We start from the raw sequence: 24,983 nt of genomic DNA, 5'->3' as shown, positions 1-24,983 counted from the left end.
CGCGCAGCCGGCCTTTACGAGTACGTCAGCGTGACCGTTGCGGTGGCGTTTGCTGTGCCCGGCGCGCGCGAGGGAGCGGTCGGGGAGCGGATGTAGCTCGCCAGGAAGGTATAGCTGCTTTTCCCGGATGCCGGCCGGAACGCATACGACTCGGAGCCATCAAACTTGACGGGCGTGCCGGTGCTGCCATGCTGGGCATCGTTCGTGGTGATCTGCACGCCGATGCCCACGGCCACACCCGGGCTATTCATATTTGTCAGCGCCAGCACCGATGTGCTGCCGGTGATCGTGCCCGAGAACTTCAATGACGCCGCCGACAAGGAGCTGACTTCGCAATTTTGCAGCCTGACGTCAAAGGACTTGCTGTACCGGGCGGCCGGCAAGCTGGACGAGACGAATTCCGCCAAGGGCACATCGCCCAAGGCAATGGCGTCAACCGTCAGCCCGCAAGACGGACTGGTCACCAGGCCAGTCATGGTCAACGGGAAGGCTTGCGCATGAGCGCTCGCGCCCGTGAGGCTTAACGCCATCATCAGCAGCGGCGTTGCAAGATTAATTTTCATTGTAAAAATCCGGTGCGGGAATATGGCACGCCGATGTTTTTGGCACGCCGATGTTTGTAGCGCGACCCTGTTTTGGCAAACCCAAGTTGTTGGGGAGCCACTGCGGCGTATGGATTCCCGGCATTAATAAATTTTTTTCGAGTGTACCGATGCGACCCGGCGCTTGATATCGGATGGGAACCAAAAAAAAGCCATAATCGCGGAAATCTCGGACTGGTCCTATTTTTGGCATGTTTCCCGCCCGCCCTTCCACGTCATTCTTCAACAGCGCCAACGGCCTGCGCAGCCGCAGCGTCGGCGGCGCTGTGTTGCACGGCGTGATCGATACCCCCGTGCCGCCTGCGCGCGTGGTGGCGGATTGGGCGCGCGAAACGCGCACGCAAACCATGCTGGAACCCGGGGACGTGGAACAGATGCCGCTTGCGCGAACGCGTTTTCGCTGGCCGGCATTCGACGATTGCGTCCACGCCATGCAAGCGTGGACGCAATCGATCGGCCTGGAAGATGTGCTGGCATCCAGCGACATGGCATTGATGGCGTGCCGCGGCGCGCGGTATCACCATGACGGCGAGCAATACGGCAGCGCCGCGTTCTGCAACCTGTTCCTTTCCGACGACAAGGGGCTGGACGTGCATTTCCCGCACACGGGCCAACGCATCCCGCTCACGCGCGGCGTGGCCATGCTGTTCGATACCTGCCAGCCCCACGCTGTCATCCGCCGCGACGCCAGCGGTTATACGGCGTCCGACTTTCCCGAAAACGAAGACCTGTCGCAATGGTTCCTGACGTGGGAGCTTCCCATTGAAGACGCCCGCGTGGCGCAAGCGCTGGGCGTGACATTTGATGGGGATAGCGGCACGGCGGCGCAGCTGGACGCCGAACAGGTCTGGGTGGACGGCGCGCGTGCGCGGGTCTGCCCGGCATCCGGGCAATGGCGGCGCGCAGGCTGACGGCGCTGCGCCGCCCGCCGTGCGTTAAGCCCCGCACCCTGCGCCCGCGCACCTTCAAAGAAATAAGTGACGGACCGATTGCACCCGGACACGCTATCCAACATCCTGTGCCGCCCTCCTCATCAAGCTGCATCACCCCCCCGCTATACTCGTTTCACTTTCATTTTTCCGCGCCGCGCCTTTTAAGCGACGCTCACTTATGCCTTTGTTGACGGCCTTGATGCGTCCCCTTGGACGCGCCCTACTCTGTGCAGTTGCCACCCTAATATGCTTGCCCGCGCTGGCCGCCCCGCCCACGCTGGCGCAATGCCACGGCATCAAAGACCTGGCTTTCGTCGCCCACCTGGACGACGACCTGCTATTCATGAACCCCGACATCGCCTCGAACATCGAAGCGGGCGGGTGCGTGCGCGTGGTCTACCTGACCGCCAGCGATGCGGGGGAAGGCGAAACCTACATGCTGGGCCGTGAACGCGGCGTGCGCGCGGCCTATGCCTATATGGCGCATAAGCCCGACTTATGGAAAACCGACGTGGGCACGGCAGACGGCCGCCACATCGCCCGCTTCACGTTGCAGGGCAATCCGCGCGTGCAGCTCTGGCACATGCGGCTGAAAGACCCCTGGCTGGGCAAGGGCTGGGGCAGCCTGACGCCGCTCTCCCGCACGGAATCCGAAGCGGGGCAAACCGTGGACACGCTGGGGCCCAACCCCGAGGTCTACACGCGCGAACAACTGATCGACACGCTGGCGGAATTGATCCGCCAATACGGGCCGACCACCGTGCGCCATCTGGACGACACCATCAGCGTGCCGTACACGCAGCTGTGCTGGCGTTGCGCTGGCCACGGCCACCCCGATCACATCGCAAGCGCGCGGCTGGTGCGCGAAGCCATGGTGCGCGCACCCGGCAACTACGCGGAAACCGGCTACATCGACTACCCCAGCCAGGAACGCGCCACCAACCTGGCCGAAGCGGAAATCGCCACCAAGTCAGTGATCTTCCAGCACTACGCCTGGAACGACTACCACTATTGCGCCGGCCCGACCGGCTGCAAGGAACCCGCCGGCCCCGCCGCCGCGTGGGTGCAACGCGCGTACTACGTGTCGCGCCAGGACATCGCGCCGCAGTTGTACCCGGATGGGCGCGGCGGCCTGGTCGTGTTCGCCGCGGGCGAAACCAATGCCGCCGTCAACCGCTGGGACTCCAGCCAGCAACGCTGGCAAAGCCTGGGCGGGCGAACAAGCGGCCCGCTGGTGTCGTTCACCCATGCGGACGGCACGGCGGGGCTGATGGCACGCGACCCGCTGGGCGGCGTCTGGGCCAACAAGCAACGGCACGACGGCACCTGGCAAGGCTGGCAGGCGCTGGGCGGATTGCGCGTGACGCAGATTCCGGCCGTGGCGCCACGCGGCGAAGCCGCCGCCGTGGCCTTGGGCTATGACGGCCTGCTGCATTGGATTGCGCCATCGGGCATCGACGGCAGCTGGAGCACCTGGCAAGACCTGCCGACGCTGGATGGGGCCACTGGCTCGCCGGCCGTGGCGCGTGGCGCCGACGGGCGCTATGTGATCTTCGCCACCACCACCCAAGGCGAACTGTTCTACACCCGCCAGTTGCCCGCAGCCAAAGGCCAGCGGCCCGAATGGCATGCATGGCGTCGCGTCCCCGCGCCCGAAACGGCAGGCGGGCTGGCGGCCATTCGCAATCATGAAAATCGCGTTGAACTCTATTTCCGCCAACGCGGCAGCAACCACCTGACCAAGCTGGTGGAAGCAGGCGACACCACCGATATGGATATGGACTGGAGCGCCCCCGCCGATCTGGGCGTGCCCTTCATCGGCCGCCCCGCCATCAACGCCGACACGCAGGGCAATGTGGTGCTGGCGGTGCTGGAACGCGCCAACGGCCACTTGTGGCTGGTCGAACACGGCAAGCCCCCCGCGCGGCTGGACGCCGAAGCCGCCTCGCCGCCCGCGCTCAATATCATCGATGGCACGCTTTACATCGTGGCGCGCACGGCGGGCGGTCCGCAGCGCTATCAGGTGCTGTCGCGGCGCAGCGGCGCATGGGCCACGGCGGTCACGCTGGATGGCGTGCCGGCAACCGGCGGCGGCCCCTTTGCCACGCTGGCGGCCCGCCCGGCCGATTTGCCCAACCTGGGTTCGCATGGCGCCAACAACACCGTAGTGGTGCGGCCTTCGTCGACCGACCCCAGCACGCTCAGCATCGAACGGATGCCGACGCAAGTGTCGCGGCCCGCCACGCCCACGTCAGTGCAGTAAGCGGAATCAGGCCGGAATTAGGCGGGAATCAGGCCGGAATCAGGCCGGAATCAGTCCGTGTTGCCCAGCAGCGTGCGGGTAAGGCGGACAGCCGCCGCCGGGCATCGCCTGAACGCTACAGCACGCGCGCCGCCAGCACCGGCACCTGGCGCGGCAGCTCGACGCGAAAGCGCGTGATGCCGTCTTTGGATTCCGCGCTGATGCGGCCGCCGTGGGTCAACACAATCTGCTGCGCGATGAATAGCCCCAGCCCCAAGCCCTTGTGGCTATCGGGGCGGCGCTCGCCTCCCCGGAAGGGGTTGAACAGGTGCGGCAGCAAGGCCGGCGGGATCGTGCCGCCGTTGCTGACCGTGACCACCACCTGCCCCGGCTGCGTGCCATCGACTTCCACCCGAATTGGCAGGTCGGCATCCCCGTGATGCAAAGCATTGCCCATCAGATTCGCCAGCACCTGGCTCAGCCGCTTGCCATCCCACGTGCCTACCAGATCGCCCTCATAGATGGGTTCGATCACGCGGTCGGGCGCGCCCGCCAGCACTTCATCCAGCGTGCGCTGCACCAGCCCTTCCATGCTGGTTTCAGCCGGCGACAACGTCAGCCCGCCCGCCTGACGGATACGCGTCACGTCGAGCAGGTCTTCGATCAGGCCCGTCATGCGTTCGCCGCTTTGCGCCATGCGCTGGGCCAGGCTGGCGACACGCGCCGGGTCGCTCTGGCGCTGCAACAGCGCGGCGCCCATCACAATGGACTGCAACGGCGTGCGCAAGTCGTGGCTGAGCACCGCCATGAACATCTCGTTCACCCGCAACGCTTCCGTGCGCTCTTCCAGCTGCCGGGCCAGCGCGCGCTTGCGTTCGTGTAGCTCAAAAAACACGTTCGCCTTCATGCTGAGCATGTGCGGGTCGATCGGCTTGTACAGGAAGTCCACCGCGCCGCTTTCGTAGCCGCGGAATTGCCAGTTCTGTTCGCGCGTGCCCGCCGTGATGAAAATCAGCGGGATGTGGCGGGTGCGTTCGCTGCCGCGAATCAACTCGGCCAGTTCAAAGCCGTTCATGTCCGGCATCTGCACATCCAGCAGCGCCAGCGCCACATCGCCATGGGTCAGCAACAGTTCCAGCGCTTGCGGTCCGGACTGCGCTTTCAGCACCTCGACCCGATCGCTACCCAGCAGCGCTTCCAGCGCCACGAGATTCTCGGGAACGTCGTCGACCAGCAGGCATTTGATGCGGTCTTCAAGGGGCTTGGCGGAAGTCAGGATCATGGCGTCAAAGGGGGGTTGGGATCACAACAATCGTTGCGCGTGTAGTTGAACGAACCGGGCCGCAATGGCATCCGGGGTCAGGACGTGGAGGGCCGGAGAATCGCCCCGGCGCTGGGCCGAGGGGTTGGCTGCGGGTTGGGCTGCGGGTTGGGCTGCGGGTTGGGCTGCGGGCTTGCCTGATTTATCGCGCGAAACCCGGTCCAACGCCGCTTGCGGCATGGTGGGCATCGACGCGGTGGCGGGGTCTTGCACGATGGTGTAGCCGCCCGCCGCGTGGATGGCGGCAAGGCCGGCCGCACCATCGTCATTCGCGCCAGACAGCAGCACGCCCACCAGCTTATCGCCGTAGCCGTCCGCGGCCGACTCGAACAACACGTCAATCGACGGCCGCGAAAAATGCAGCGGCGCATCGACAGACAGCGCCAGCCGTGGCCCGCTATCGATCAGCAAGTGGTAGTCCGGCGGCGCAAAATACAGATGGCCCGCCTGTATCGGCTGCTGGTCTTCGGCCTCTTGCACCGGCAGCGCGCAGCGTGGGCGGAAAATATCCACGAGCAGGCTGCGGCGGTCACGCGGCAGATGCAGCACCACGATCACCGCGGCGCGCAGCCCCACGGGCAGGCGCGGCAACAACACGTTCAACACGTCGATCGCCCCCGACGAACCGCCGATGACAATCGCCTGGTAGGGGCCGCCCGGGCCGCCAGCCAGCGTGTTGGATGCATGCGCCGCGCTCGCGTTCATCGGCCGGCCTTCTTGCGATAGATGCGGTCTTCCAGCACGAAGTCGTCAAAGTGCTCGGCCTGCGCCGAAAACCGCAACGATTCCTTCGAGCCCAAGCCCAGAAAGCCGCGATGCACCAGCGCGTCGTGGAACAGGCCAAGCGCACGGTTCTGAAGATCTCGCTCGAAATAAATCAGCACGTTGCGGCACGAAATCAGATGCACTTCCGCAAACACGCTGTCGGTCGCCAGGCTGTGATCGGAAAACACCATGTGTTCGCGCAAGGCCTTGTCGAACACCACGCGGCCGTAGCGGGCGGTGTAGTAGTCAGACAGCGAGCTGCGCCCGCCCGCACGTGCATGGTTCTCGGTAAAGGCCGCCACGCGGTCCAGGTCGAACACGCCCTGCTCGGCCGCGCGCAAGGCGTGCGGATTGATGTCGGTGGCATAGATCAGCGTGCGGTCAAGCAAGCCTTCCTCGTGCAGCAGGATGGCCAGCGAATAGACCTCTTCACCCGTGCTGCACCCCGCCACCCACACCTTGATGGACGGATAGGTGCGCAAGATGGGCACGACCTCGTTGCGCAGCGCCAGAAAGTAGCTGGGGTCGCGGAACATGTCGCTCACCTGCACCGTCAGGTATTGCAGCAGCCCCGTGAACACGGCGGGTTCATGCAGCACGCGGTCTTGCAGCTGCGACAGCGTCTTGCAGCTGAACTGCGTCAGCGCGCTTTGCAGGCGGCGCTTGAGCGACGCCTGCGCATACGCGCGAAAGTCATAGTGGTACTGGTGATAGATCGCATCGAGCAGCAGCCGCTGCTCGATGTCCGCAATACGCGCCTTGGTCTTGTGAGGCATGGGTGTGCTCGACTCGATGTTGCGCAGGCAGCGCCTTAATTACGCATCCAGACACGCACCAGCGACAGCAGGCGCTCAACGTCCAGCGGCTTGGCGATGTAGTCATTGGCGCCCGCAGCCAGGCACTTCTCCTGATCGTCCTTCATGGCCTTGGCGGTCAGCGCAATGATGGGCAGGCGGCGCCATTCGGGCCGGGTGCGTATCTCGCGCATGGCGGTGTAACCGTCCATCTCGGGCATCATGATGTCCATCAGCACCAGGTCGATCGACGCGTGGCCGTCGGAACCGGCGCGCTCCAGCGCGTCCAGCGCTTCACGGCCATTGCGTGCAATCTCCACGCGCAAACCGGTGGGCTCCAGAATGCTGGACAGCGCGAACACGTTGCGTACATCGTCTTCCACCACCAGCACCGTGCGGCCTTCCAGGCCGGCGTCGCGGCTGCGCGCCTGCTCCAGCATCTGGCGATGCTCGGGCGGCAGCTCGGCTTCGACCTGATGCAGGAACAGCGTCACTTCGTCCAGCAGGCGCTCGGGCGAGCGCGCGTCCTTGATGATGATCGACTTCGAGAAGCGGCGCAGGTGCTGCTCTTCGTCGCGCGACAGCGCGCGGCCGGTATAGACGATGACGGGCGGGAACGACACGCTGTCCTGCTCGGTCATCTGTTGCAGCAGCTCGTACCCATTCATGTCGGGCAGGTTCAGGTCCATCACCACGCAATCAAAGGTGGTTTCGCGCAACGCATTCAAGGCGGCGGCGGCGGTGGCGGCCGGCACGATTTCCACGTCATTGCGCGCCAGCAGCTGGCGCACGCTTTCGCGTTGGCGGTCGTCGTCTTCCACGACCAGCACGCGCCGCAGGTTCTGCGTGAACTTGGCTTCCAGGCGCTGCAACGCGTGCACCAGTTCTTCGCGCTTGACGGGTTTGAGCGCGTAGCCGATGGCGCCGCGGCCCATCGCCTCTTGCGCGTAGTCGGCCACCGACACCACATGCACGGGGATGTGGCGGGTCTGCGGATTGCGCTTGAGCTGATCCAGCACGCCTAGCCCGGAAAAGTCAGGCAGGTTGATGTCCAGCACGATGGCATTGGGGCTCTGCTGCACCGCCTGCGCCAGGCCGTCACTTGCCGTATGCGCAACCAGGCAACCAAAGCCCATCTCACGCGCCAAGTCGGAAAGAATGCCGGAAAAGCGTTCGTCGTCTTCGATGACCAGGATGGTGCGGCCCGGCACCTGGGGCTCGGCGTCCTGTGAACCTGCGTCCGTCTGCGAGGCAGGCGCCGCATCTTGGAAGATGCGTGCGGTCAGGTCGGACGACGCCGGCCGTGCCTGCGGGGCCGGCGGCGCGCTGCGCGCGCGCTGGGCAGGCGTGGGCGGCGCGGCGGTCAGGCGGATCGGCACTTCCAGCGTGAACACGCTGCCCTGGCCCGGCGTGCTGGCCACCGTCAGCGAGCCGCCGAGCAGATCAGCCAGATCGCGCGAGATCGACAGCCCCAGCCCCGTCCCGCCATGCTTGCGGTGCGTGCTGCCGTCGGCCTGACGGAAAGCTTCAAAAATCAATTCCTGCTGGTCTTCGGGCACGCCGATGCCGGTATCGCGCACGGCGAACGACAGCCGGTTGCCCGGCGCGCGCGACACGCGCAGCGCCACCGTGCCTTCCTGCGTGAACTTCAGCGCGTTCGACAGCAGATTCTTCAGCACCTGGCCCAGCCGCTGCGGATCGGTGTGCATGGCCGCAGGCACGTCGGCGTCGACCTCAAGCTCCAGCGCCAGCTTCTTCTCTTGCGCGATCGGCCGCAGCGGGTCAAACAGGCGTTGCAGCAAAGCGGGGATGGCGACTTGCTCGACCTCTACCGTGGCCTGGCCCGCTTCGATCTTGGCCAGATCCAGAATGTCGTTGATCAAGGTCAGCAGGTCGGTGCCTGCCGCGTAGATGGTCTGCGCGTACTTGACCTGCTCGGTGCTCAAGTTGCCGGGCTTGTTGTCCGACAGCAGCTTGGCCAGGATCAGCGTGGAATTCAGCGGCGTGCGCAGTTCGTGGCTCATGTTGGCCAGGAACTCGCTCTTGTATTGGCTCGCCTGCGCCAGCTGGCGCGCCTTGTCGGACAGCGCGTCCTGCACGCGCATCAACTGATCCGCCTGCGACTCCAGGTTGGCGTTGGTCTGCTCAAGTTCGGTCTGTTGCAGCTCCATGCGCGCTTGCGATTCCTGCAAGATGCGGCTCTGCTGCTCCAGCTCTTCATTGCTGACGCGCAGCTCTTCCTGCTGCGTCTGCAACTCTTCGGACTGGCGCTGCGTTTCTTCCAGCAAGGATTCCAGACGGGTGCGGTCCAGGCCCGATCGAATGGAGGACGCCAGCATTTCCGACGCGCCTTCCAGCAGAGCGCGTTCGGTCTCGCCCACCGGGTGGTTAAAGCCCAGCTCCAGCACCGCGTACACGCGGCCATTCTGCATGGCGGGCGCCAGGATCAGCTCGGCCGGGTTGGAGCGGCCCGACGCGGACGCCAGCTCCAGGTGGCCCGCCGGCACGTCGCGCACATGCAGCAGCTTGCGCGAGGCCGCGGCCTGCCCGATCAGCCCTTCCGCCGGCTGGATCTTCTGCGCCAGCCGTTCGGGCGGCAGCGCATAGCCGCCAAAGAGTTCGAGTTCGCCCGTGCTGCGGTCCAGCACGTAGCCCGCGCCCACATTTGCGTCCAGATATTCGGCCAGATACTCCAGCGACCGCTTGCCGATTTCATCGACGCGATGGTCGCCCTGCAAACGCATGCTCAGACCCGACAGGCCCGACGTCACCCAGGTCTGGCGCGCCTTCACGCGGTACTCGCGCATGGTCATGGCGCCGGAAATCAGGATGAGCACCAGCAGCACCATCGATCCGCCCCACGAGTAATACGTGGAGGTCGTGGCGGCGGCGGCCCAGGCTTCCTTGCCCTCGGCAAGCTCGCCCATCTGCCGCGTGTACAGGTCGGCAACCAGGTCTCGCAACCGGTCCATGGCCTCTTTGCCGGCATCGGTGCGCACCACCGCCATCGCGCCTTCGATGTCACCGGCCTTACGCATCTCGATGGTGTCACGCAGCTCCACCAGCTTTTGCCGCGTGATGCCGTCGATATCGTTGGCGATGCGGCGCTGCGCCGAATCTTCGCTGGCCGCCTCCTTGACGACGCCCAGCCGCTGTTCGATCAGCGGCAGCGAACGCAGATAGGGTTGCAGATAACTCAGGTCGCCCGTCAGCAGATAGCCGCGCTGCCCGATCTCGGCGTCTTTCAGGGCCGAGTTGAACAGGCTTAACTGCCGCAAGACTTCGGTCGTGCGGTCCATGGCCTTCACGGCCTGCACCCGGGTATCGGCCGACCGCACGTTGACAAACGCGATGATCAAGGTGGCCAGGGCTGCCGTGACGAAACCGGCAAGCAGGGTTTTCGGAAAAGGATAGCGGCGGGAACGCTGAGGCGACGAATTCGGCATGAGGGCGGGTACCGGTTCAATGGATTCAGGCCTGCGGCGGCGCGCAGAGCCGATGCGCAAGCTGATGGAAACAAGGCGCAGTCATAGCAAGCGGTGCAAGCGCAGGACTATACAGGGTGATCTTCGCATCCGGAATTCGGACGCGTGCGGAGCGGTGGCACTAGCCGAAAAATTATATTTATATCAGCCACTTATATGAAAATGATCGGCATAGTCATTCGTCACTAGCCGATTTGGCTTGCCCGGGGTCTTAACGCAACAACGCCCCTGTATGCACGCATACGAGGGGCGTTGAAGTACCTCCGATGCAACGGGCGTCACGGGCCGGACAGACCCGGCCGAATCACCTTGCCGCTGCGCGACCCTGTGCTTGCCCCCGCCTGCCACGCCACGCTGCCGTTGACCACGACGACGTCGATGCCTTCAGCCTGGCGGGTGGGCGAGGACCACGTTGCCTTGTCGGCGATGGTGTCGGCGTCGAATACGACGATATCCGCCGCATGGTCCACCGCGATGCGGCCGCGTTCGGGCAGGCGGAAGTAGGCGGCGGGTTTGCCCGTCATCTTGTGCACCGCCTGTTCCAGCGAGAACAGCCCGACGTCGCGGCAGTAGTGGCCCAGCACGCGCGGGAAGGTGCCCCACAGGCGCGGGTGCGGGGCGGGGTCGTGCGGCATGCCGTCCGAGCCGATCATCGTGCCCGGGTACGCCAGAATGCGTTCGACGTCGGCCTCGTCCATGATGAAGTAGATGGCGCCCGCCGGTTGCAGCGCGTCGACGGCGTCTTCCGGGCTCAGGCCCAGGTCCTGGGCGATGTCGTCCAGATCGCGCCCGGCGTACTGCGGGTGCGGCACCGACTTCGTCACGATGACGCGGCTGGACACGGCCAGGCGGTCTTTGCGCAGAATGGTCGAACCGGCCACGTAGGGGTAGCAGTCCAGCGCCACTTCCTGGCGTTGGCTGGCTTCGGTGATATGCGCCAGCGTCTGCACCGAGCGGCCGTGGTTGCGCGGCCCGATCAGTTTGTGATGCGAGATCAGCACCGGCGCGCCGCCTGCCGCGCCCACCGCGAAGGCTTCATCCAGCGCCGCGAAGATGCGGTCGCCTTCGTCGCGGATGTGGCTGGCGTACAGGCCGCCGTGCTCGCGCAGCACGCTGGCCACCGCCATCAGTTCGTCCAGCGTGGCGGGCATGGCGGCGGGATACGCGGTGCCGGTCGACAAGCCGATTGCGCCGCTTTGCATGGCCTCGCGCAGCAAGGCCTGCATGTGTTCGATCTCGCTGGCGGTGGCCGGCCGGTCCAGCTCGTCCATGGCGGCGGCGCGTAGCGACGTATGGCCCACCAGGCAGGCGGCGTTCACGGCGGGCGGGTGAAGGTCCAGGTTGCGGAGGTAGGCGCCAAACGTTTCGTAGGGAAAATCGCTGACATCATTGCCCAACAGGTTGACGGGCGCAGGCACGTCGCGGCGCCAGCCCGAACGCCACGGCGCCTGACTGATGCCGCAGTTACCCGTCACTACCGTTGTCACGCCCTGGCTCAGCTTGGCGGGCATGCCGGGGTCGATGGACAGGTAGCGGTCGTCGTGGGTGTGGGTGTCGATGAAGCCGGGCGCGACGATGCGGCCGGCGGCCTCCAGCACTTGCGTGGCCGGTGCGCCATGCAAGTCGCCAACGGCCGCGATGCGGCCCGCGCGCACACCCACATCGGCGCGCGCCCGGTCGGCGCCCGTGCCGTCGATCACCGTGCCTCCACGGATCAGCAAGTCGTAGCGTTCATGGGTCACGGTGGTCAGCGGCATGGCGGTCAGTCGATCTTCACGTTGGCTTGCTTGATCACCTGCGCCCATACGGGGCGTTCGGCATGCGCGCGGTCAAACAACTGCTGGCGCGGGCCGATGTTCGGCACATAGGCCATGCTCTTCAGTTTTTCCTGCACCTCGGGCGATTGCAGCGCCTTGTTCATGGCGGCGTTCAGGTAGTCCAGCACCTTCGGGTCAGTGCCGGCGGGAGCAACATAGCCCGTCCACGCCACTGCGCGATAGCCCTTCAGGCCCTGCTCGTCCAGGGTGGCAAGGGCTGGCATGGACGGATCACGTTGCAGATCGGTCACGGCCAGCGGCACGACCTTGCCCTGGTCCACGAACGACGCGATGGACGAGATGTTGTCGAACACCAGATCGGCCTCGCCACGCAGCACGGCCAGGTCCGCCTCGACGCCGCCCTTGTACGGCACATGCATGAATTCCACGCCTGCCATCGAACTGAACATGGCGGCGCTAAGGTGGCCCGTTGTGCCGTTGCCGCCCGATGACACGACCAGCTTGCCCGGCTCTTTCTTGGCCAGCGCGATCAGCTCGGCCACGCTCTTGACGTTCAAGCCCGGGCGCACGGCCAGCAGGTTCTGCACGGAGCCGGTCAACGCCACGGGCGCCAATTGCTTGTCGGCGTCGTATTGCAGCTTGGCGTACAGGCCCTGGTTGATGGCCAGCGTGGCCACGTTGGCGAACCCGATCGTGTAGCCATCGGGCGAGGCGTTGGCCACAGCCTGCGTGCCGATGATGCCGGAGGCGCCCGTGCGGTTCTGCACCACATAGTTGCCGCCCGTCTGCTTGGCCATTTCAGCGGCCAGCAGGCGCGACACAAGGTCGGGCGTGGTGCCGGTATTGAACGGCACGATGATGGTGACGGGATGCTCGGGGTAGGCGGCCTGGGCGGCGGAGGCCGCCGTCAGGCTCAGCACGGCGCTCGCAGCGGCGAGCCAGCGCTTGGCGCTGCTTTGGTACGTGGACATGGTTTTCTTCCTTGGACTGTTATGTGTGTGCCCGCGCCAGCTCTGCGTCCGGCGCGGTATTGCGGGTATTGCGGGTACTTCGGGGTACTGCGGTACTGCATGACAAGCGTCCTTGCGGCTCCCGGCTACCGGGAGCCCGGCACGAACGACTACTCCATCGCGATCTGCCGCAACAAGGGCAAATCGATATTTCCGCCCGACAGCACGATGACGGCGTCGCGGCCGTCGGCCGAGATATGGCCTGCCAGCAAGGCGGCCAACGCCACCGCGCCGCCCGGCTCCACGACCAGCCGCAACTCATCCAACGCGAAACGAATCGCGGCGGCGACTTCGGCATCGCTGACCGACACCGCCGCGCTCAGGCTGCGGCTGTTGATCGCATAGGGCAATTCGGCAGGCGTCGCGGCTTGCAGCGCATCGCAAATCGTCTTGGCGCCGGCCGGATTGCTTTCGCGCTTGCCGGACGCCAGGGACCGCACCGTGTCGTCGTACTCGCGCGGCTCCACCGCCACCATGCGCGCCTGCGGCGCCAGCTCGCGCAGCACCAGCGAACACCCCGCCGCCATGCCGCCGCCGCCGCAAGGCGTGGCGAAAAGGCCCAGGTTGTCGCGTGCAGCGGCCGGCAGGTCTTGCAAGGCTTCCAGCGCCAGCGTGCCTTGCGCGGCCAGCACATCGGGGTGATCGCCCGGCGGCAGCAAGGTCGCGCCGGTTTCAGCCAGCAGCCGCATGCCGATGGCTTCGCGGCTTTCGCGCAGGCGGTCATAGCGCACCACCTTCGCGCCATGGCGCAGCGCCTTTTCCACCTTGTTCTCTGGCGCGTCCACCGGCATCACGATGGTGGCAGGCACGCCCAGGCAACGGCTGGCCCACGCCACCGCCTGCCCGTGGTTGCCGGTTGAGTACGCCACCACGCCGCGCGCGCGTTGCGCGGCGTCCATATTGAGCAGCGCGTTAAACGCGCCACGCGCCTTGAACGAGCCGGTGACTTGCAGGTTTTCCAGCTTCAGCCAGATGGGCGCCTGCGCGCGCTCGTCCAGCACGGGCGAACGCAGCAGCATCGTGCGGCGCACGTGCGGGGCCAGGCGTTCGGCGGCGGCGGTCACGTCGGCGTAACACGGCACGCGCATCGTGCCCAGCATTTCATGTTCGATGGTCGGAGGCAGAAGCGTCACGGTCATGAGGAATTCTCAATCCAGGCAAAGAGTCGATTGGGGCGCGTCAGACCGACGGCGTCCACACGGCGGGGGCCACGCTGCCGGTCTGTTCGACCAGGCGGGCATAGGCTTCGGGGCGGCGGTGTTTGGCGAAGTTGAAGACGGTGTTGCGGCCCAGCTCGCACAGATCCAGGTCGCAGTCGGCAACGATCAGTTCATCGTCCCAAGTCGCCGCCATGGCGATGATTTCGCCTTGCGGATTGACGATGATGGAATGGCCCAGCAGTTCGTGGCCGTCTTCGGTGCCGGCTTTGGCGACGGCGGCGGCGAAGGTGGCGTTCTGGTAGCAGCCCGCCTGAATCGACAGGTGCGAGTGCAGCACGCGCAGGTGGTGCGCTTCAAAGCCGCGGTTGTCCTGGTTGCGGCTGGGCGTGTTGTAGCCCAGCATGACAAGTTCCACCTGCTGCAAACCCAGCACGCGCCACGCTTCGGGCCAGCGGCGGTCATTGCAGATCAGCATGCCCAGGTTGGCGTCCACCCCCGGCGCAACCGGTGCGCGCACCACCGGAAAGCCCAGATTGCCCACTTCGAAATAGCGTTTTTCCAGATGCTGCACCTGGCGGTGCTCGGCGAATTCCGCGTGGCCCGGCAGGTGGACCTTGCGGTACTTCAGCACGATCTCGCCGTTGGGCGCGATGACGACCGACGTGTTGAAGCGGCGCTTGCGCACGATGCCCTGCTCGTCCGGCTCCCACGCCAGCTCGGCGTAGCCCAGATACACCATCACGCCAAAGCGCTTGATGGCGTCAAACAGCGGCTGCGTGGCCGGCGACGGCAGGCTGGGTTCGAACCAGGCGTCGGCCTCGTCCAGGTCTTCGCAGTACCAGCGCGGAAAAAACGTGGTTAGCGCCAGCTCGGGAAACACCACCACCTGCGCGCCCCGCTGGTGCGCGCGCTCCAACAATCGGAGCATGCGGCCGATCACCACCTCGCGCCCCTCGGCGCGTTGAATAGGACCCAACTGGGCGGCGGCGACAGTGACGATGCGGGACATAAGGCGTTCCTGGGGGTGAAAGGGAGGTTGCTGGCAGCATGCCGCGCGGCGCGCGCGCCGGGAAGTCATCCCGCGGCGCAGAAAATCGCAGGCGATGACGGGAAAAATCCGCTGGAAACCGTTGAAAACAAAGGGTTCTGGCCGCCGCGCTGCACGCGGATCAACCGCCCAGGACTGTGCATTTAGTTATGGGCTACGCGCAAAACGTCATGGCGCGGGCGTGGCGGGTACGCCGCGCGCCCCGGTCAGGCCATAAAATGGCAGCCACCCTTTTCCTTTGCGGACGTTCCTTCCCATGGCCGGCCCCCTCCCCTCGGCGCCCGGAGCCCTGACGCTACGCCAGATCGAGGTTTTCCACGCGGTGATGTTGACCGGTTCGCTAAGCGAAGCCGGCCGCATGCTGTCCGTGACGCAGCCCGCCGTGAGCCGCGTGCTGGCCTCCGCTGAAAACCGCTTGCGCTATCCGCTGTTTGAACGCGTCAAAGGCCGGCTGCATCCCACGCCGGAAGCGCGGCGGCTGTACGCCGAAGCCGAAGAAATCTTTGGCCGCGTCAACCGCTTCAACGCCTTGGCGGGCGCGCTGGCCGCAGGGTCGGCCGGCACGGTCAGCCTGGTGTCCAGCCCCAGCTTCAGCGAATGGCTGATTCCGCACGCCATTCAGAAGTTCCGCGAACGCCATCCCGACACGCCCATCCGTTACCGGCCGCTGGCCTTTGATGCGCTGTTGCCGCATCTGCTGCTGGGTCAGGCCGACTTCGGTCTTGCGTCGATGCCGCCCCCGGTCAACGCCAATATCGTCAGTGAAGAAATCGGCCAGGGCTGGCTGGGCTGCGCGGTGCCGCGCGGCCATCCGCTGGCGGTGCGCAGCCGCGTGCGCGCGCAAGACCTGCAAGGGCATCTGCTGATCGGCTACGGCGCGGATACGCCGTTTGGGCGGCTGGCCAGCCGCTTTCTGAATTCCGGCCCGGTGCCGGTGCAGCCGCAAATTGAAATTCGCTCGACGCCCGAAGCGCTGGCGCTGGTGCGCCAGGGCGTGGGCGTGGCGTTGATTGAGTCGTTCGGCTATCACGCAAGCTTTGGCAAAGACTTCGTGCTGCTGCCCACCGACCCGGCGCTGGGCCATGCCATTCATTTGCTGCATTCGGCCAGCAGCCCGCTGTCCAGCACTGCGCGGCGCTTTGCCAGCGTGCTGAAGGCGCTGATCAAGCAGGCGCAGAAAGACGCGCCTTTCTAAAGCGTCCTTGACGACACACGCGCCCTGCGCCGCGGCGCGCCCTACTGAAAGTCCAGCTGCGAGATCGGCCGCAGGCGCACGCCTTCGGCCAGCAGCGCATCACGCACGGCCTGCGCAATGGCGACCCCTTGCGGGTTATCCCCATGCACGCAGATCGTGTGCACCGGCATCGCCACCACCTTGCCGCCCACCGTCCGTATCGCCTGTTCGCGCACCATGCGCAGCGCCTGCGCGGCCGCCGCCACCGGGTCATGAATGACGGCGCCCGGTTCGCTGCGCGGCAGCGTCAGGCCGTTGTCGCCATACAGACGATCCGCAAACACCTCGCACGCCACGCGTATGCCCGCGCGCCGCGCCGCGCGCTCGGTTTCGTTATGCGGCGTGCACACCAGCACCAGGTCCGGGTCCAGCGCGCGCATGGCCCACGTCAAGGCTTCGGACAACGCGCGGTCTTCGAAGGCCTGCGTGGCCAGCGCGCCGTGCAGCTTCACGTGCGACACGCGATGCCCCGCCGCGCGCGCCATGCCCTGCATCGCGGCGATCTGGTACGCAATCATGTCGCCAATGGCTTGCGGGCTATCGCCCGTGATCTTGCGCCGGCCAAATCCCCACAGGTCGTTAAAGCCCGGATGCGCGCCCACATCTATGCCCCGTTTTAGGGCGGATGCCGCCGTTTGGTGCATCACGGAAGCATCTCCACCGTGAAATCCACAGGCCACGTTGGCCGACGTGATGACGTCCAGCATGGCCTCGTCCGCGCCGATTTTGTAGGGGCCAAAGCTCTCTCCCAGGTCGGAATTGAGGTCTACGTCGTACATGTAAGGGACTCCGAAAAATAGCGAATGTCGATGTTTGGCATACCGTTGGCATGCAATTTGCATGCCAAGGACTCGCTGAGGCGATATGCCCAGGATCGGGGCAGGTCTGCCCACCGCGTTTTTCTTCTCGAACGGAGTCCAAGCAATGCATCTCAAATGGAAGAATGTCACGTGCGCCGTCGCCGCCACGCTGGCAATGGCCACGGGCGTGGCGCAAGCCGCAGAACTCAATTTCGCAAGCTGGGGCGGCAACTACCAGGGCGCCATCCGTGACGCGTGGCTCAAGCCGTTCTCCAAGGAAAGCGGCGTCACCATCCACGAGGACACCGACCCGCAAGTGGCGAAGATCCGCGCCATGATCGACACCAAGTCGGTCACGTGGGACGTGGTGACCGAGAACAGCGCCCGCCTCACGCGGGGCATTAAGCTGGGCGTGTTTGAGAAAATCACGCCCGACATGGTCAAGCAGGATCACGTCATTGCCAACGCGCGCAACGACTATGGCGTGCCGTCGGAAATCTTCTCGACCAACATCGGCTTTTCCACCCAGGCCTTCCCTGCGGGCAAGCCGCAACCCAGCACCTTCGCGGACTTCTGGAATGTGGAGAAATTCCCCGGCAAGCGCACGCTGCAGGATGATCCCGCCACGGTGATCGAGGCCGCGCTGATCGCCGATGGCGTGGCGCCCGCCGACGTCTACAAGGTGCTGGCCACCAAGGAAGGCCTGGACCGCGCGTTCAAGAAGATCGAAGCCATCAAGCCGCATGTGGCGCGCTGGTGGAAGAGCGGCGCCGAACCCGTCAACGCGTTGGGCAGCGGCGAAGTCGTGATGGCGCTGGGCTGGAACGGGCGCTTTCAGGCCGGTATCGACTCGGGCCTGCCTATTGCAATGGGCTGGGGCGACAGCATTGCGCAAGTCGGCTACTTCGCCATCGTCAAGGGTTCGCCCAACCGCGATGCGGCCATCAAGCTTTTGAACTTCATGATTCAGCCCAAGAACCAGGCCGAGTTCAGCAAGTACATCGCCTACGGCCCGACCACCGAAGCGGCGCTGCCCCTGATTGACGCCAAGCGGCTGGAACGTCTGCCGTCGACCACCGAGCGCTTGAAGAACAGCATCTTCCTGAACTCGGAATTCTGGGACGCGAACGGCCCCGCCATCACCGAGCGCTACAACCAGGTCCGCGCCCGCTGATCCGCCACCCTTCTTACCCAGACGCCGGCGTGCGCGCCGGCGTCCCCCTGCCATGACTACGAGCACCGACGCCCTTCCCCTGCCCGCCGCCCGACTTCGCCCGGCCGCCGCTCGCCGGCGCGGCCGCGTGGCGGCGCTTGCCGCATTGCCGCTGCTGTTGTTCCTGCTGCTGTTCTTCGCCGGCCCCATTGCGGGTCTGCTCAGCAATGGGTTCAAGGGCGAGGACGGCGGCCTGACGCTGGCGCATTACCAACATCTGCTGGACACGCCGATCTACCGCATCGTGCTGGGCAACACCTTCACGATTGCGGCGGCCGTCACCGTGTCTTGCGTGGTGCTGAGCTATCCGCTGGCCTATCTGATGGCGACGGTGTCGCCGACCGTGGCGCGCGTACTGTTCTTTGCCGTGCTGTTGCCCTTCTGGTCCAGCGCGCTGGTGCGCACATCGGCCTGGATTGCGCTGCTGGGCAAGAACGGGCCGCTCAATACGCTGCTGACCACCGTGGGCATTCTGGATCAGCCCATGGCGTTTCTCTATAACTTCACGGGGGTGATGGTTGGCATGACGCATGTGCTCATGCCGTTTGTCGTGCTGCCGTTGTATGCGTCGTTCCGTTCGCTGGACGGCAGCCTGGTGCAGGCCGCGCAGAGCCTGGGCGCGGGGTCCGCGGGCATCTTCAGCCGCGTCATCCTGCCCCTGACGAGCCCCGGCGCGGTTGCCGGCGGCATCATCGTTTTCATGAACGCGGTGGGCTACTACATCACGCCGTCGCTGATGGGCGGCCCCGCCCAGCGCATGGCGGCCGAACTCATCTCGCACAACATCACCGAAGAATTGAACTGGGGGCTGGCGTCGGCATTGGCCGGAGTGTTGCTGGTGACGGTGCTGCTATCGCTATGGCTGTTCAACCGGCTCTTCGGCCTGAACAACCTGATCAGCGCCAGCTCCGGTAAAGGCAGCAACCACACGGGCTACCGCCGCACGCCGGGCGGGCGCGTGGCGGCGCTGCTGGGCGTGGCCTGCGCGATCTTCCTGCTGCTGCCGATTGTCGTCGTGATTCCGATGAGCTTTGGCACGACAGACTTCCCGATCTTCCCGCCGCCCAGCTATGGCCTGCGCTGGTACGAGAACTTCTTCACCGACGGCAAGTGGCTGGCGGCGCTGGCCTCCAGCACCAAGATCGCCATCGTGGTGACGCTGCTGGCCACCGTGCTTGGCACCGCCGCCGCGCTGGGCGTCAGCCGGCTGGCCGCGCGCCGCCAAGGCTGGCTGGACGCCTTCTTCATCATTCCGATGTCGGTGCCGGCCATCGTCACGGCCGTGGCGCTGTACTACCTGTTCGCGCCCATCGGCTGGGTGGCGAACTCGATGGCGGTGATTCTGGGCCACACGGTGCTGGCCGCGCCCTACGTCTACATCACCATGCGCGCGGCGCTGCGCAGCCTGGACCCGAACCTGGAACTGGCCGCGCTGGGCATGGGCGCGTCGTGGCCCAGCATGTTCCGGCGGGTGATGCTGCCCGCGCTGATTCCCAGCCTGGTCGGCGGCGCGGTGTTCGCCTTGGTGAGTTCATTCGACGACGTCGTCATGGCGCTGTTCCTGACGACCATCCGCAACCGCACGCTGCCCAAACTCATGTTCGAAGGCCTGGCCAACGACTTCGACCCCACTGTGATCTCGGCCTCTTGCCTGCTGGTTGGGGCAACGGCGCTGATTCTGCTTGCCAACCTGCTGCTGCGCAGGAAGAAGGAAGACTGATATGCACACCGCTGATACCAAGACCGCTGATACGCCGCTTGCCTACGACATCCGTCCGCAGCGTCCGCCCGAACGCCAGGGCAAGGAACTGGTCATGACCGGCATCCACAAACGCTATGGCGATTCCGTGGCGCTGCCCGAGGTGGACCTGACGGTTGCGCGCGGCGAATTCTGCACGCTGCTGGGCGCGTCGGGTTCGGGCAAGACGACGCTTCTGAAGATCATTGCCGGCTTCGAAACGCCTGATGCGGGCGTGGTCAAAATCGGCGGGCGCGACGTCACGCACACGCCCATCTCGGATCGCAACATCGGCATGGTGTTTCAGAACTATGCGCTGTTTCCACACATGAGCGTCTTCGAGAACGTGGCCTTCGCCTTGCGCATGCGGCGCTTGAACGAAGACGACATCCGCCGCCGCGTCAGAGAAGCGCTGGAGCTGGTGAGCCTTGTGCCCTTGCAAGACCGCAAGCCCGGCGCGCTGTCGGGCGGCCAGCAACAGCGCGTGGCGCTGGCGCGCGCGCTGGTGTTCACCCCCGACATTCTGTTGATGGACGAGCCGCTGGGCGCGCTGGACAAGAATCTGCGGCAGGCCATCCAGCTGCAACTGCGCCGCCTGCATCAAGACCTGGGGCTGACGGTGGTGTTTGTGACGCACGATCAGGAAGAGGCCATGAACCTGTCTGACCGCATCGTGATTCTGGAGCAAGGCCGCATCGTTGAGGCCGGTTCGCCAGAGGGTTTGTACCGCCAGCCGGCCAGCGCGTTCGTGGCGGGGTTCTTGGGCGAATGCAATTTTCTGCCGGCTGGAAGTGCTGGTGCCAATGCCACGCTTGGCGTGCGGCCCGAACACCTGCGCCTGGGCAGCCAGCTGGGCGGTACGGACGTGCGCCACACGGGCCGTGTCGTCGCCGCAACCTTCTGCGGTCTGCACTGGAAAGTGTTCATCGAAGCGTTCGACAAGGTCATCCTGGCGTATGCGCCGCTGGGCATCGCCGCCGCCGAACGCACGCCCGGCCAAGCCGTGACGTGGGGCTTTCACGCCACCGACGCCATGGAATTCGCCAGCGCAGCATGACCCGCATCACGCCTTCCTCTTGCCGCCACGACGCGCCGCGCATTCTGATGGCGGGCGATGGCGCGCTGCTGGTTGAATTCGCCAACCGCATCGACGCGCACACCAATGCGGGGGTGCTGGCGCTGGCGCAGGCGTTGCGCGCGCAGCAAAAGAAGACGCGCGGCGTGCTGGGCGTGGTGCCAGCCTACCGATCGCTCAGCATCCGCTTCGACCCGCTGACGATCAGCCATGACGCCGTGCGTGACGTGATTGCGCAGTGCCTGGACGCGTCGGCCATTGCCAGCAATGCCACACCGCGCCGCTGGGAAGTGCCCGTCTGCTACGGCGGCGCGCATGGCGAAGACCTGCTTGCGCTGGCGGAACGGCATCAGCTGGACGCAGCCCAAGTCATCGCGCGCCACTGCGCGCCGGTGTACCGCGTGTTCATGGTGGGGTTTCTGCCGGGCTTTGCGTACCTGGGCGGGCTGGACCCGGTCTTGCACACGCCGCGCCGCGCCATGCCGCGCGCGCATACGCCTGCCGGCAGCGTGAACATTGGCGGCCAGCAAACCGCCATTGCCTCGGTGCCTGGCCCCAGCGGCTGGCACTTGATCGGGCGCACGCCGTGGCGCAGTTTCGACCTGCGTCACGCCCACCCCTTCCTGTTCGAAGCGGGCGACGAGATCGTCTTCACGCCGATCAGCGAAGACGAATTCGCGCACATCGATGCCCTGCATGCTGATCCCAGCTACCGGCCGCAGCCGCGCACCGGAGGCCATTCATGAGCGCGCGCCTGCTTGTCGTGACGCCCGGCATGCTGACCACCGTGCAAGACCTGGGCCGGCCTGGCTATGAACACATGGGCGTGCCGCCGTCGGGCGCGATGGACCCGGGCGCGCTGCGTCTGGCGAATGCGCTGGCGGGCAACCCGGGGGATCTGGCCGCGCTGGAATTCACGGTGACGGGCGGCCGGCTGCGCGTGCTGGATGCCGACTGCACCCTGGCATTTGCGGGCAGCGCCGCGCTGCATGTGTCGGCCGCGGGCGGCTTGCCGGCGCGCGCGCTGGCGCCGTGGCAGTCGCACCGCGTGCCGGCCGGCGCCACCTTGACCATCGGGCCGCTGGAACGCGGCATGCGCGGCTACCTGGCGGCAAGCGGCGGCATCGCGGCGGAGCCGGTGCTGGGCAGCGCGTCCACGCTCACGCGCGCGGGCCTGGGCGGCATCAAAGGCCGGGCGCTCAAGCGCGATGACGTCCTGCCCATCGGCCGCGCCCGCGCGCCGTTCCAGCGGCGCTGGGTGCCGTTGCGCCACACCGCATGGTTCTATCGCGATGCGCCCATCGGCGTCATCCTTGGGCCGCAGCAAGATCACTTTTCCGCCAGCGAAATCCGCCGATTCTTCAACGCCACCTATCGGCTGGCGCCGCAGTCCGACCGCATGGGCTTGCGCCTGGACGGGCCCGCCATCGCGCACGCCCAGGGCGCTGACATCATCACCGACCCCATCGCGGCAGGCAGCATCCAGATTCCGGGCGCGGGCCAGCCCCTGATCGCCATGAATGACCGTCAAACCACCGGCGGCTACCCCAAGATTGCCACCGTCATCACGGCGGACCTGCCGCGTCTGGCCCAGATGCGGCCCGGGCAGCCGCTGCAATTCGAAGCGATGGATGCGGCGGCCGCCATCGAACGCTTGCGCTCTGATACGCAATGGCTGGACACTCGCGAACGCGAGCTGCGCGCCGACCCGAACTTTCCCATCTTCCCTCTTCTGCTTCCGTGACTCCTATGCCCACCCCTCATGCCATGGAACGCCCCGCGCGCGCGGCCGCGCCGGTTGCGGCAAGCGCCGCCGATGACTCGCGCGATCTGGTCGATGAAGCCTATTCGACCTTGCTCGACATGATCCAGCTGGGCCAGCTGCCCATCAACCAGCCCTTGCAGGAACGCAATCTGGCCAGTGCGCTGGGCGTCTCGCGCACGCCGCTGCGCGAAGCAATGAGCCGCTTGATCGGCGGCGGCTTCGCCGTGCGCACGGCGCGCGGGCAATTGATCGTGCCAGAGCCGACGCTGCGCCAGTATCTTGAGATTTTTCAAATGCGCCTGCTGCTGGAAGGCGATGCGGCCGCCGCCGCCGCCACCCGCATGACGCCCGACGAGGCCGCCGCGATTCTTGAGCAGGTCAGCGAGATCAAACGCCGCCAGCATTCGACCCACGAAGAGAACCACCGTGTCGACAACCTGCTGCACGACAGCATCGCCCAGGCCAGCGGCAACCGGCTGATGGCGCAAGCGATACACGACCTGCGCATCAAGGCGCGCTGCTTCGATCAGAATGGCGCGCCCGAGCGGCTGGTTCCCTGTTGCGATGAGCACATGGATATTCTGCAAGCCATCCTGGACCGCAACCCCGAGGCCGCGCGCGCGGCCATGCAGCGGCACCTGAGCAATGTGCGCGTGGGCCTGGTGGCGCGGCACACCCAGCTATAGAACGTATTCCCGATTGCGCCTTCGCCACTCCGCGTGTCCGATTGTGCCCCCCAATTCCGCACTTCCATCTCCGCCTCTCTGACTCCGCATGCCTCCTTCGCCCCCTCTCCTCATCATCATGAACCCGGTCACGCAGGCTGACCGGGACCAGATCGCCCAACACTTCGAGGTGATCTTCGCGCCCACGCCGGAACAGTACGCGCAAGCCGTGGCCGCGCACGCGGCGCGCGTGGATATCGTCATGACCATCGGCGCCATCGGCCTGACGGCGGCGCAGATCGACGCGTTGCCAAATCTGAAAATGATTTATTCGATGGGCGCGGGCTACGAGAAGATCGACCTGGCCCACGCCAGGCTGCGAGGCGTGAAAGTCGCCAACGGCGCAGGCACCAACGACACCTGTGTGGCGGATCACGCCATGGGGCTGATGATTGCCATCATTCGCGGCATTCCCCGCCTGGATCAGCTCACGCGCCAAGGCGTCTGGCGCACGCAGCTGCCGCTGCCGCCGAATGTCTCCGGCAAGAAGCTGGGCATCGTAGGCTTGGGCGGCATCGGCGAAAAGGTGGCCACGCGCGCGCAGGCGTTCGAGATGGAGATCGGCTACTTCAACCGCCGCCCGCGCGACGGTTCGGCGCATCGCTACTTTCCGACACTGGGTGAACTGGCGCAATGGGCCGACGTGCTGCTGGTCGCCATTCCCGGCGGGGATTCGACGTATCACCTGATCAACGCCGACGTCCTCGCGCAGCTGGGCGCGAAGGGATACCTGATCAACATCGCGCGCGGCAGCGTGGTGGACACGGCCGCGCTGGAACGCGCGCTGCGTGAACAAACCATCGCCGGGGCGGCGCTGGATGTTTACGAAGGCGAACCGCAGTTGCCCGCAGGGCTGGCAGATCTGACCAACCTGGTGCTGACGCCTCACGTGGCCGGCTGGTCGCCCGAGGCGATGCAATTGATGGTGGACAAATTCTTGGAAAATGCGCGCCGCTTGTATGCCGGGGAGCCGTTGCTTACCCCGCTTTAAGACATCGGTGTTACTAAAAATTCGCCCGCGTTGCCCCGTGCTGACGCCGAAAAACTACCTATTTTCAGTTATTCTTAAAAATTGTTACAGGAATTACAATGTTGCGTAATAATTCATTACCACCGGGCTGACTCAAGGGGAGCAGCCTACGCCCCCTATTGATAGGCTGCTATGAATAAAACCTTCTGCTCCATTTGGAATCAGTCCCTGGGCGCCTGGGTCGCCGCGCCAGAAACCGCAAAGGTCAGGGGCAAGAGCACTAACCGTGGAGCAGCCGGCCACATCGAAGGGCCACAAGCGCGCAA

General features: G+C 65.7%; 20 protein-coding genes and 1 pseudogene. 11 read left to right on the top strand and 10 right to left on the bottom strand.

What is annotated here, in order from left to right:
• Positions 1-14 precede the first annotated feature (14 nt).
• The gene (locus tag ACFZAI_RS04590) at positions 15-563 is read right to left on the bottom strand and encodes a fimbrial protein (protein WP_391565795.1); all 549 of its coding nucleotides are present in this window, start codon (positions 561-563) and stop codon (positions 15-17) included.
• 230 nt (positions 564-793) lie between these two features.
• Between ACFZAI_RS04590 and ACFZAI_RS04585 the strand changes: the two genes are divergently transcribed.
• Positions 794-1,513 carry a hypothetical protein gene (locus ACFZAI_RS04585; protein ID WP_391565794.1) on the top strand — a complete coding sequence of 240 codons (720 nt, stop codon included), beginning with the start codon at positions 794-796 and terminating at the stop codon, positions 1,511-1,513.
• Positions 1,514-1,733: 220 nt separating this feature from the next.
• Positions 1,734-3,797, top strand: a complete 2,064-nt coding sequence (locus ACFZAI_RS04580; RefSeq protein ID WP_391565793.1) for a PIG-L family deacetylase — start codon at positions 1,734-1,736, stop codon at positions 3,795-3,797.
• Between the two features lie 115 nt (positions 3,798-3,912).
• Here the strand turns inward: ACFZAI_RS04580 and ACFZAI_RS04575 are convergent, their stop codons facing one another.
• The 8 genes from ACFZAI_RS04575 to ACFZAI_RS04540 form a co-directional block, all read right to left on the bottom strand.
• Positions 3,913-5,058 carry an ATP-binding protein gene (locus ACFZAI_RS04575; protein WP_391565792.1) on the bottom strand — a complete coding sequence of 382 codons (1,146 nt, stop codon included), beginning with the start codon at positions 5,056-5,058 and terminating at the stop codon, positions 3,913-3,915.
• Between the two features lie 21 nt (positions 5,059-5,079).
• A complete protein-coding gene (locus ACFZAI_RS04570) occupies positions 5,080-5,802 on the bottom strand; it encodes a chemotaxis protein CheB (RefSeq protein ID WP_391565791.1) in 723 nt (240 codons plus the stop codon).
• Positions 5,799-6,638: a CheR family methyltransferase gene (locus tag ACFZAI_RS04565; protein ID WP_391565790.1), complete on the bottom strand. Its 840-nt coding sequence runs from the start codon at positions 6,636-6,638 to the stop codon at positions 5,799-5,801. The genes ACFZAI_RS04570 and ACFZAI_RS04565 overlap by 4 nt, the downstream gene beginning before the upstream one ends.
• A 35-nt stretch (positions 6,639-6,673) precedes the next feature.
• The gene (locus ACFZAI_RS04560) at positions 6,674-10,102 is read right to left on the bottom strand and encodes a response regulator (protein ID WP_391565789.1); all 3,429 of its coding nucleotides are present in this window, start codon (positions 10,100-10,102) and stop codon (positions 6,674-6,676) included.
• 317 nt (positions 10,103-10,419) lie between these two features.
• Positions 10,420-11,898, bottom strand: a complete 1,479-nt coding sequence (locus tag ACFZAI_RS04555) for an amidohydrolase family protein (protein ID WP_391565788.1) — start codon at positions 11,896-11,898, stop codon at positions 10,420-10,422.
• A gap of 5 nt (positions 11,899-11,903) precedes the next feature.
• Positions 11,904-12,890: a Bug family tripartite tricarboxylate transporter substrate binding protein gene (locus ACFZAI_RS04550; protein WP_391565787.1), complete on the bottom strand. Its 987-nt coding sequence runs from the start codon at positions 12,888-12,890 to the stop codon at positions 11,904-11,906.
• A gap of 149 nt (positions 12,891-13,039) precedes the next feature.
• Positions 13,040-14,068, bottom strand: a complete 1,029-nt coding sequence (locus ACFZAI_RS04545; RefSeq protein ID WP_391565786.1) for a threonine/serine dehydratase — start codon at positions 14,066-14,068, stop codon at positions 13,040-13,042.
• A gap of 40 nt (positions 14,069-14,108) precedes the next feature.
• Positions 14,109-15,098 (bottom strand): N-carbamoyl-D-amino-acid hydrolase, encoded by a 990-nt coding sequence (locus tag ACFZAI_RS04540; RefSeq protein WP_391565785.1) that lies wholly within the window; start codon positions 15,096-15,098, stop codon positions 14,109-14,111.
• Between the two features lie 295 nt (positions 15,099-15,393).
• On the opposite strand from ACFZAI_RS04540, the gene ACFZAI_RS04535 reads away from it, so the two are divergent.
• The gene (locus ACFZAI_RS04535; RefSeq protein ID WP_391565784.1) at positions 15,394-16,332 is read left to right on the top strand and encodes a LysR family transcriptional regulator; all 939 of its coding nucleotides are present in this window, start codon (positions 15,394-15,396) and stop codon (positions 16,330-16,332) included.
• A 41-nt stretch (positions 16,333-16,373) separates the two neighbouring features.
• On the opposite strand, the gene ACFZAI_RS04530 is transcribed toward ACFZAI_RS04535, so the two are convergent.
• Entirely contained in the window at positions 16,374-17,150 is a 777-nt protein-coding gene (locus ACFZAI_RS04530) for a LamB/YcsF family protein (protein ID WP_391565783.1), read from the bottom strand.
• A 145-nt stretch (positions 17,151-17,295) separates the two neighbouring features.
• On the opposite strand from ACFZAI_RS04530, the gene ACFZAI_RS04525 reads away from it, so the two are divergent.
• From ACFZAI_RS04525 to ACFZAI_RS04490, 8 genes and pseudogenes are all read left to right on the top strand, one after another.
• Positions 17,296-18,345 (top strand): ABC transporter substrate-binding protein, encoded by a 1,050-nt coding sequence (locus tag ACFZAI_RS04525; protein ID WP_391565782.1) that lies wholly within the window; start codon positions 17,296-17,298, stop codon positions 18,343-18,345.
• A 52-nt stretch (positions 18,346-18,397) separates the two neighbouring features.
• Positions 18,398-20,104, top strand: coding sequence for an ABC transporter permease subunit (locus tag ACFZAI_RS04520; protein WP_391565781.1), 1,707 nt, complete (start codon positions 18,398-18,400; stop codon positions 20,102-20,104).
• Between the two features lies 1 nt (position 20,105).
• Positions 20,106-21,179, top strand: a complete 1,074-nt coding sequence (locus ACFZAI_RS04515; protein WP_391565780.1) for an ABC transporter ATP-binding protein — start codon at positions 20,106-20,108, stop codon at positions 21,177-21,179.
• On the top strand, positions 21,176-21,943 hold the full coding sequence (gene pxpB, locus ACFZAI_RS04510) for a 5-oxoprolinase subunit PxpB (protein ID WP_391565779.1): 768 nt from the start codon (positions 21,176-21,178) through the stop codon (positions 21,941-21,943). Before ACFZAI_RS04515 ends, pxpB begins: the two co-directional genes overlap by 4 nt.
• Positions 21,940-22,941 (top strand): biotin-dependent carboxyltransferase family protein, encoded by a 1,002-nt coding sequence (locus ACFZAI_RS04505; RefSeq protein ID WP_391565778.1) that lies wholly within the window; start codon positions 21,940-21,942, stop codon positions 22,939-22,941. Before pxpB ends, ACFZAI_RS04505 begins: the two co-directional genes overlap by 4 nt.
• A gap of 5 nt (positions 22,942-22,946) precedes the next feature.
• Complete coding sequence (locus tag ACFZAI_RS04500) at positions 22,947-23,648, top strand: GntR family transcriptional regulator (RefSeq protein ID WP_391565777.1); 702 nt, start codon at positions 22,947-22,949, stop codon at positions 23,646-23,648.
• Positions 23,649-23,736: 88 nt separating this feature from the next.
• A complete protein-coding gene (locus tag ACFZAI_RS04495; protein WP_391565776.1) occupies positions 23,737-24,678 on the top strand; it encodes a 2-hydroxyacid dehydrogenase in 942 nt (313 codons plus the stop codon).
• A 171-nt stretch (positions 24,679-24,849) separates the two neighbouring features.
• Positions 24,850-24,948, top strand: a pseudogene (locus tag ACFZAI_RS04490) (ESPR domain-containing protein); the annotation flags it as partial.
• Between the last annotated feature and the right edge of the window lie 35 nt (positions 24,949-24,983).

Origin of the sequence: Achromobacter sp. NPDC008082, from assembly GCF_042957345.1 — a bacterium.
Taxonomy (GTDB): Bacteria; Pseudomonadota; Gammaproteobacteria; order Burkholderiales; family Burkholderiaceae_B; genus Achromobacter; species Achromobacter kerstersii_A.
This window is presented reverse-complemented; position numbering and strand designations above follow the sequence as displayed.

What these genes read in the sequence shown, in the direction of transcription:
- ACFZAI_RS04525 (WP_391565782.1), top strand. Translation starts at nt 17,296, where the DNA reads ATGCATCTCAAATGGAAGAATGTCACGTGCGCCGTCGCCGCCACGCTG.
- ACFZAI_RS04500 (WP_391565777.1), top strand. Translation starts at nt 22,947, where the DNA reads ATGCCCACCCCTCATGCCATGGAACGCCCCGCGCGCGCGGCCGCGCCG.
- ACFZAI_RS04590 (WP_391565795.1), bottom strand. Translation starts at nt 563, where the DNA reads ATGAAAATTAATCTTGCAACGCCGCTGCTGATGATGGCGTTAAGCCTC.
- ACFZAI_RS04505 (WP_391565778.1), top strand. Translation starts at nt 21,940, where the DNA reads ATGAGCGCGCGCCTGCTTGTCGTGACGCCCGGCATGCTGACCACCGTG.
- ACFZAI_RS04540 (WP_391565785.1), bottom strand. Translation starts at nt 15,098, where the DNA reads ATGTCCCGCATCGTCACTGTCGCCGCCGCCCAGTTGGGTCCTATTCAA.
- ACFZAI_RS04520 (WP_391565781.1), top strand. Translation starts at nt 18,398, where the DNA reads ATGACTACGAGCACCGACGCCCTTCCCCTGCCCGCCGCCCGACTTCGC.
- ACFZAI_RS04570 (WP_391565791.1), bottom strand. Translation starts at nt 5,802, where the DNA reads ATGAACGCGAGCGCGGCGCATGCATCCAACACGCTGGCTGGCGGCCCG.
- ACFZAI_RS04565 (WP_391565790.1), bottom strand. Translation starts at nt 6,638, where the DNA reads ATGCCTCACAAGACCAAGGCGCGTATTGCGGACATCGAGCAGCGGCTG.
- ACFZAI_RS04555 (WP_391565788.1), bottom strand. Translation starts at nt 11,898, where the DNA reads ATGCCGCTGACCACCGTGACCCATGAACGCTACGACTTGCTGATCCGT.
- ACFZAI_RS04580 (WP_391565793.1), top strand. Translation starts at nt 1,734, where the DNA reads ATGCGTCCCCTTGGACGCGCCCTACTCTGTGCAGTTGCCACCCTAATA.
- ACFZAI_RS04585 (WP_391565794.1), top strand. Translation starts at nt 794, where the DNA reads ATGTTTCCCGCCCGCCCTTCCACGTCATTCTTCAACAGCGCCAACGGC.
- ACFZAI_RS04495 (WP_391565776.1), top strand. Translation starts at nt 23,737, where the DNA reads ATGCCTCCTTCGCCCCCTCTCCTCATCATCATGAACCCGGTCACGCAG.
- ACFZAI_RS04545 (WP_391565786.1), bottom strand. Translation starts at nt 14,068, where the DNA reads ATGACCGTGACGCTTCTGCCTCCGACCATCGAACATGAAATGCTGGGC.
- ACFZAI_RS04515 (WP_391565780.1), top strand. Translation starts at nt 20,106, where the DNA reads ATGCACACCGCTGATACCAAGACCGCTGATACGCCGCTTGCCTACGAC.
- ACFZAI_RS04550 (WP_391565787.1), bottom strand. Translation starts at nt 12,890, where the DNA reads ATGTCCACGTACCAAAGCAGCGCCAAGCGCTGGCTCGCCGCTGCGAGC.
- pxpB (WP_391565779.1), top strand. Translation starts at nt 21,176, where the DNA reads ATGACCCGCATCACGCCTTCCTCTTGCCGCCACGACGCGCCGCGCATT.
- ACFZAI_RS04575 (WP_391565792.1), bottom strand. Translation starts at nt 5,058, where the DNA reads ATGATCCTGACTTCCGCCAAGCCCCTTGAAGACCGCATCAAATGCCTG.
- ACFZAI_RS04530 (WP_391565783.1), bottom strand. Translation starts at nt 17,150, where the DNA reads ATGTACGACGTAGACCTCAATTCCGACCTGGGAGAGAGCTTTGGCCCC.
- ACFZAI_RS04560 (WP_391565789.1), bottom strand. Translation starts at nt 10,102, where the DNA reads ATGCCGAATTCGTCGCCTCAGCGTTCCCGCCGCTATCCTTTTCCGAAA.
- ACFZAI_RS04535 (WP_391565784.1), top strand. Translation starts at nt 15,394, where the DNA reads ATGGCCGGCCCCCTCCCCTCGGCGCCCGGAGCCCTGACGCTACGCCAG.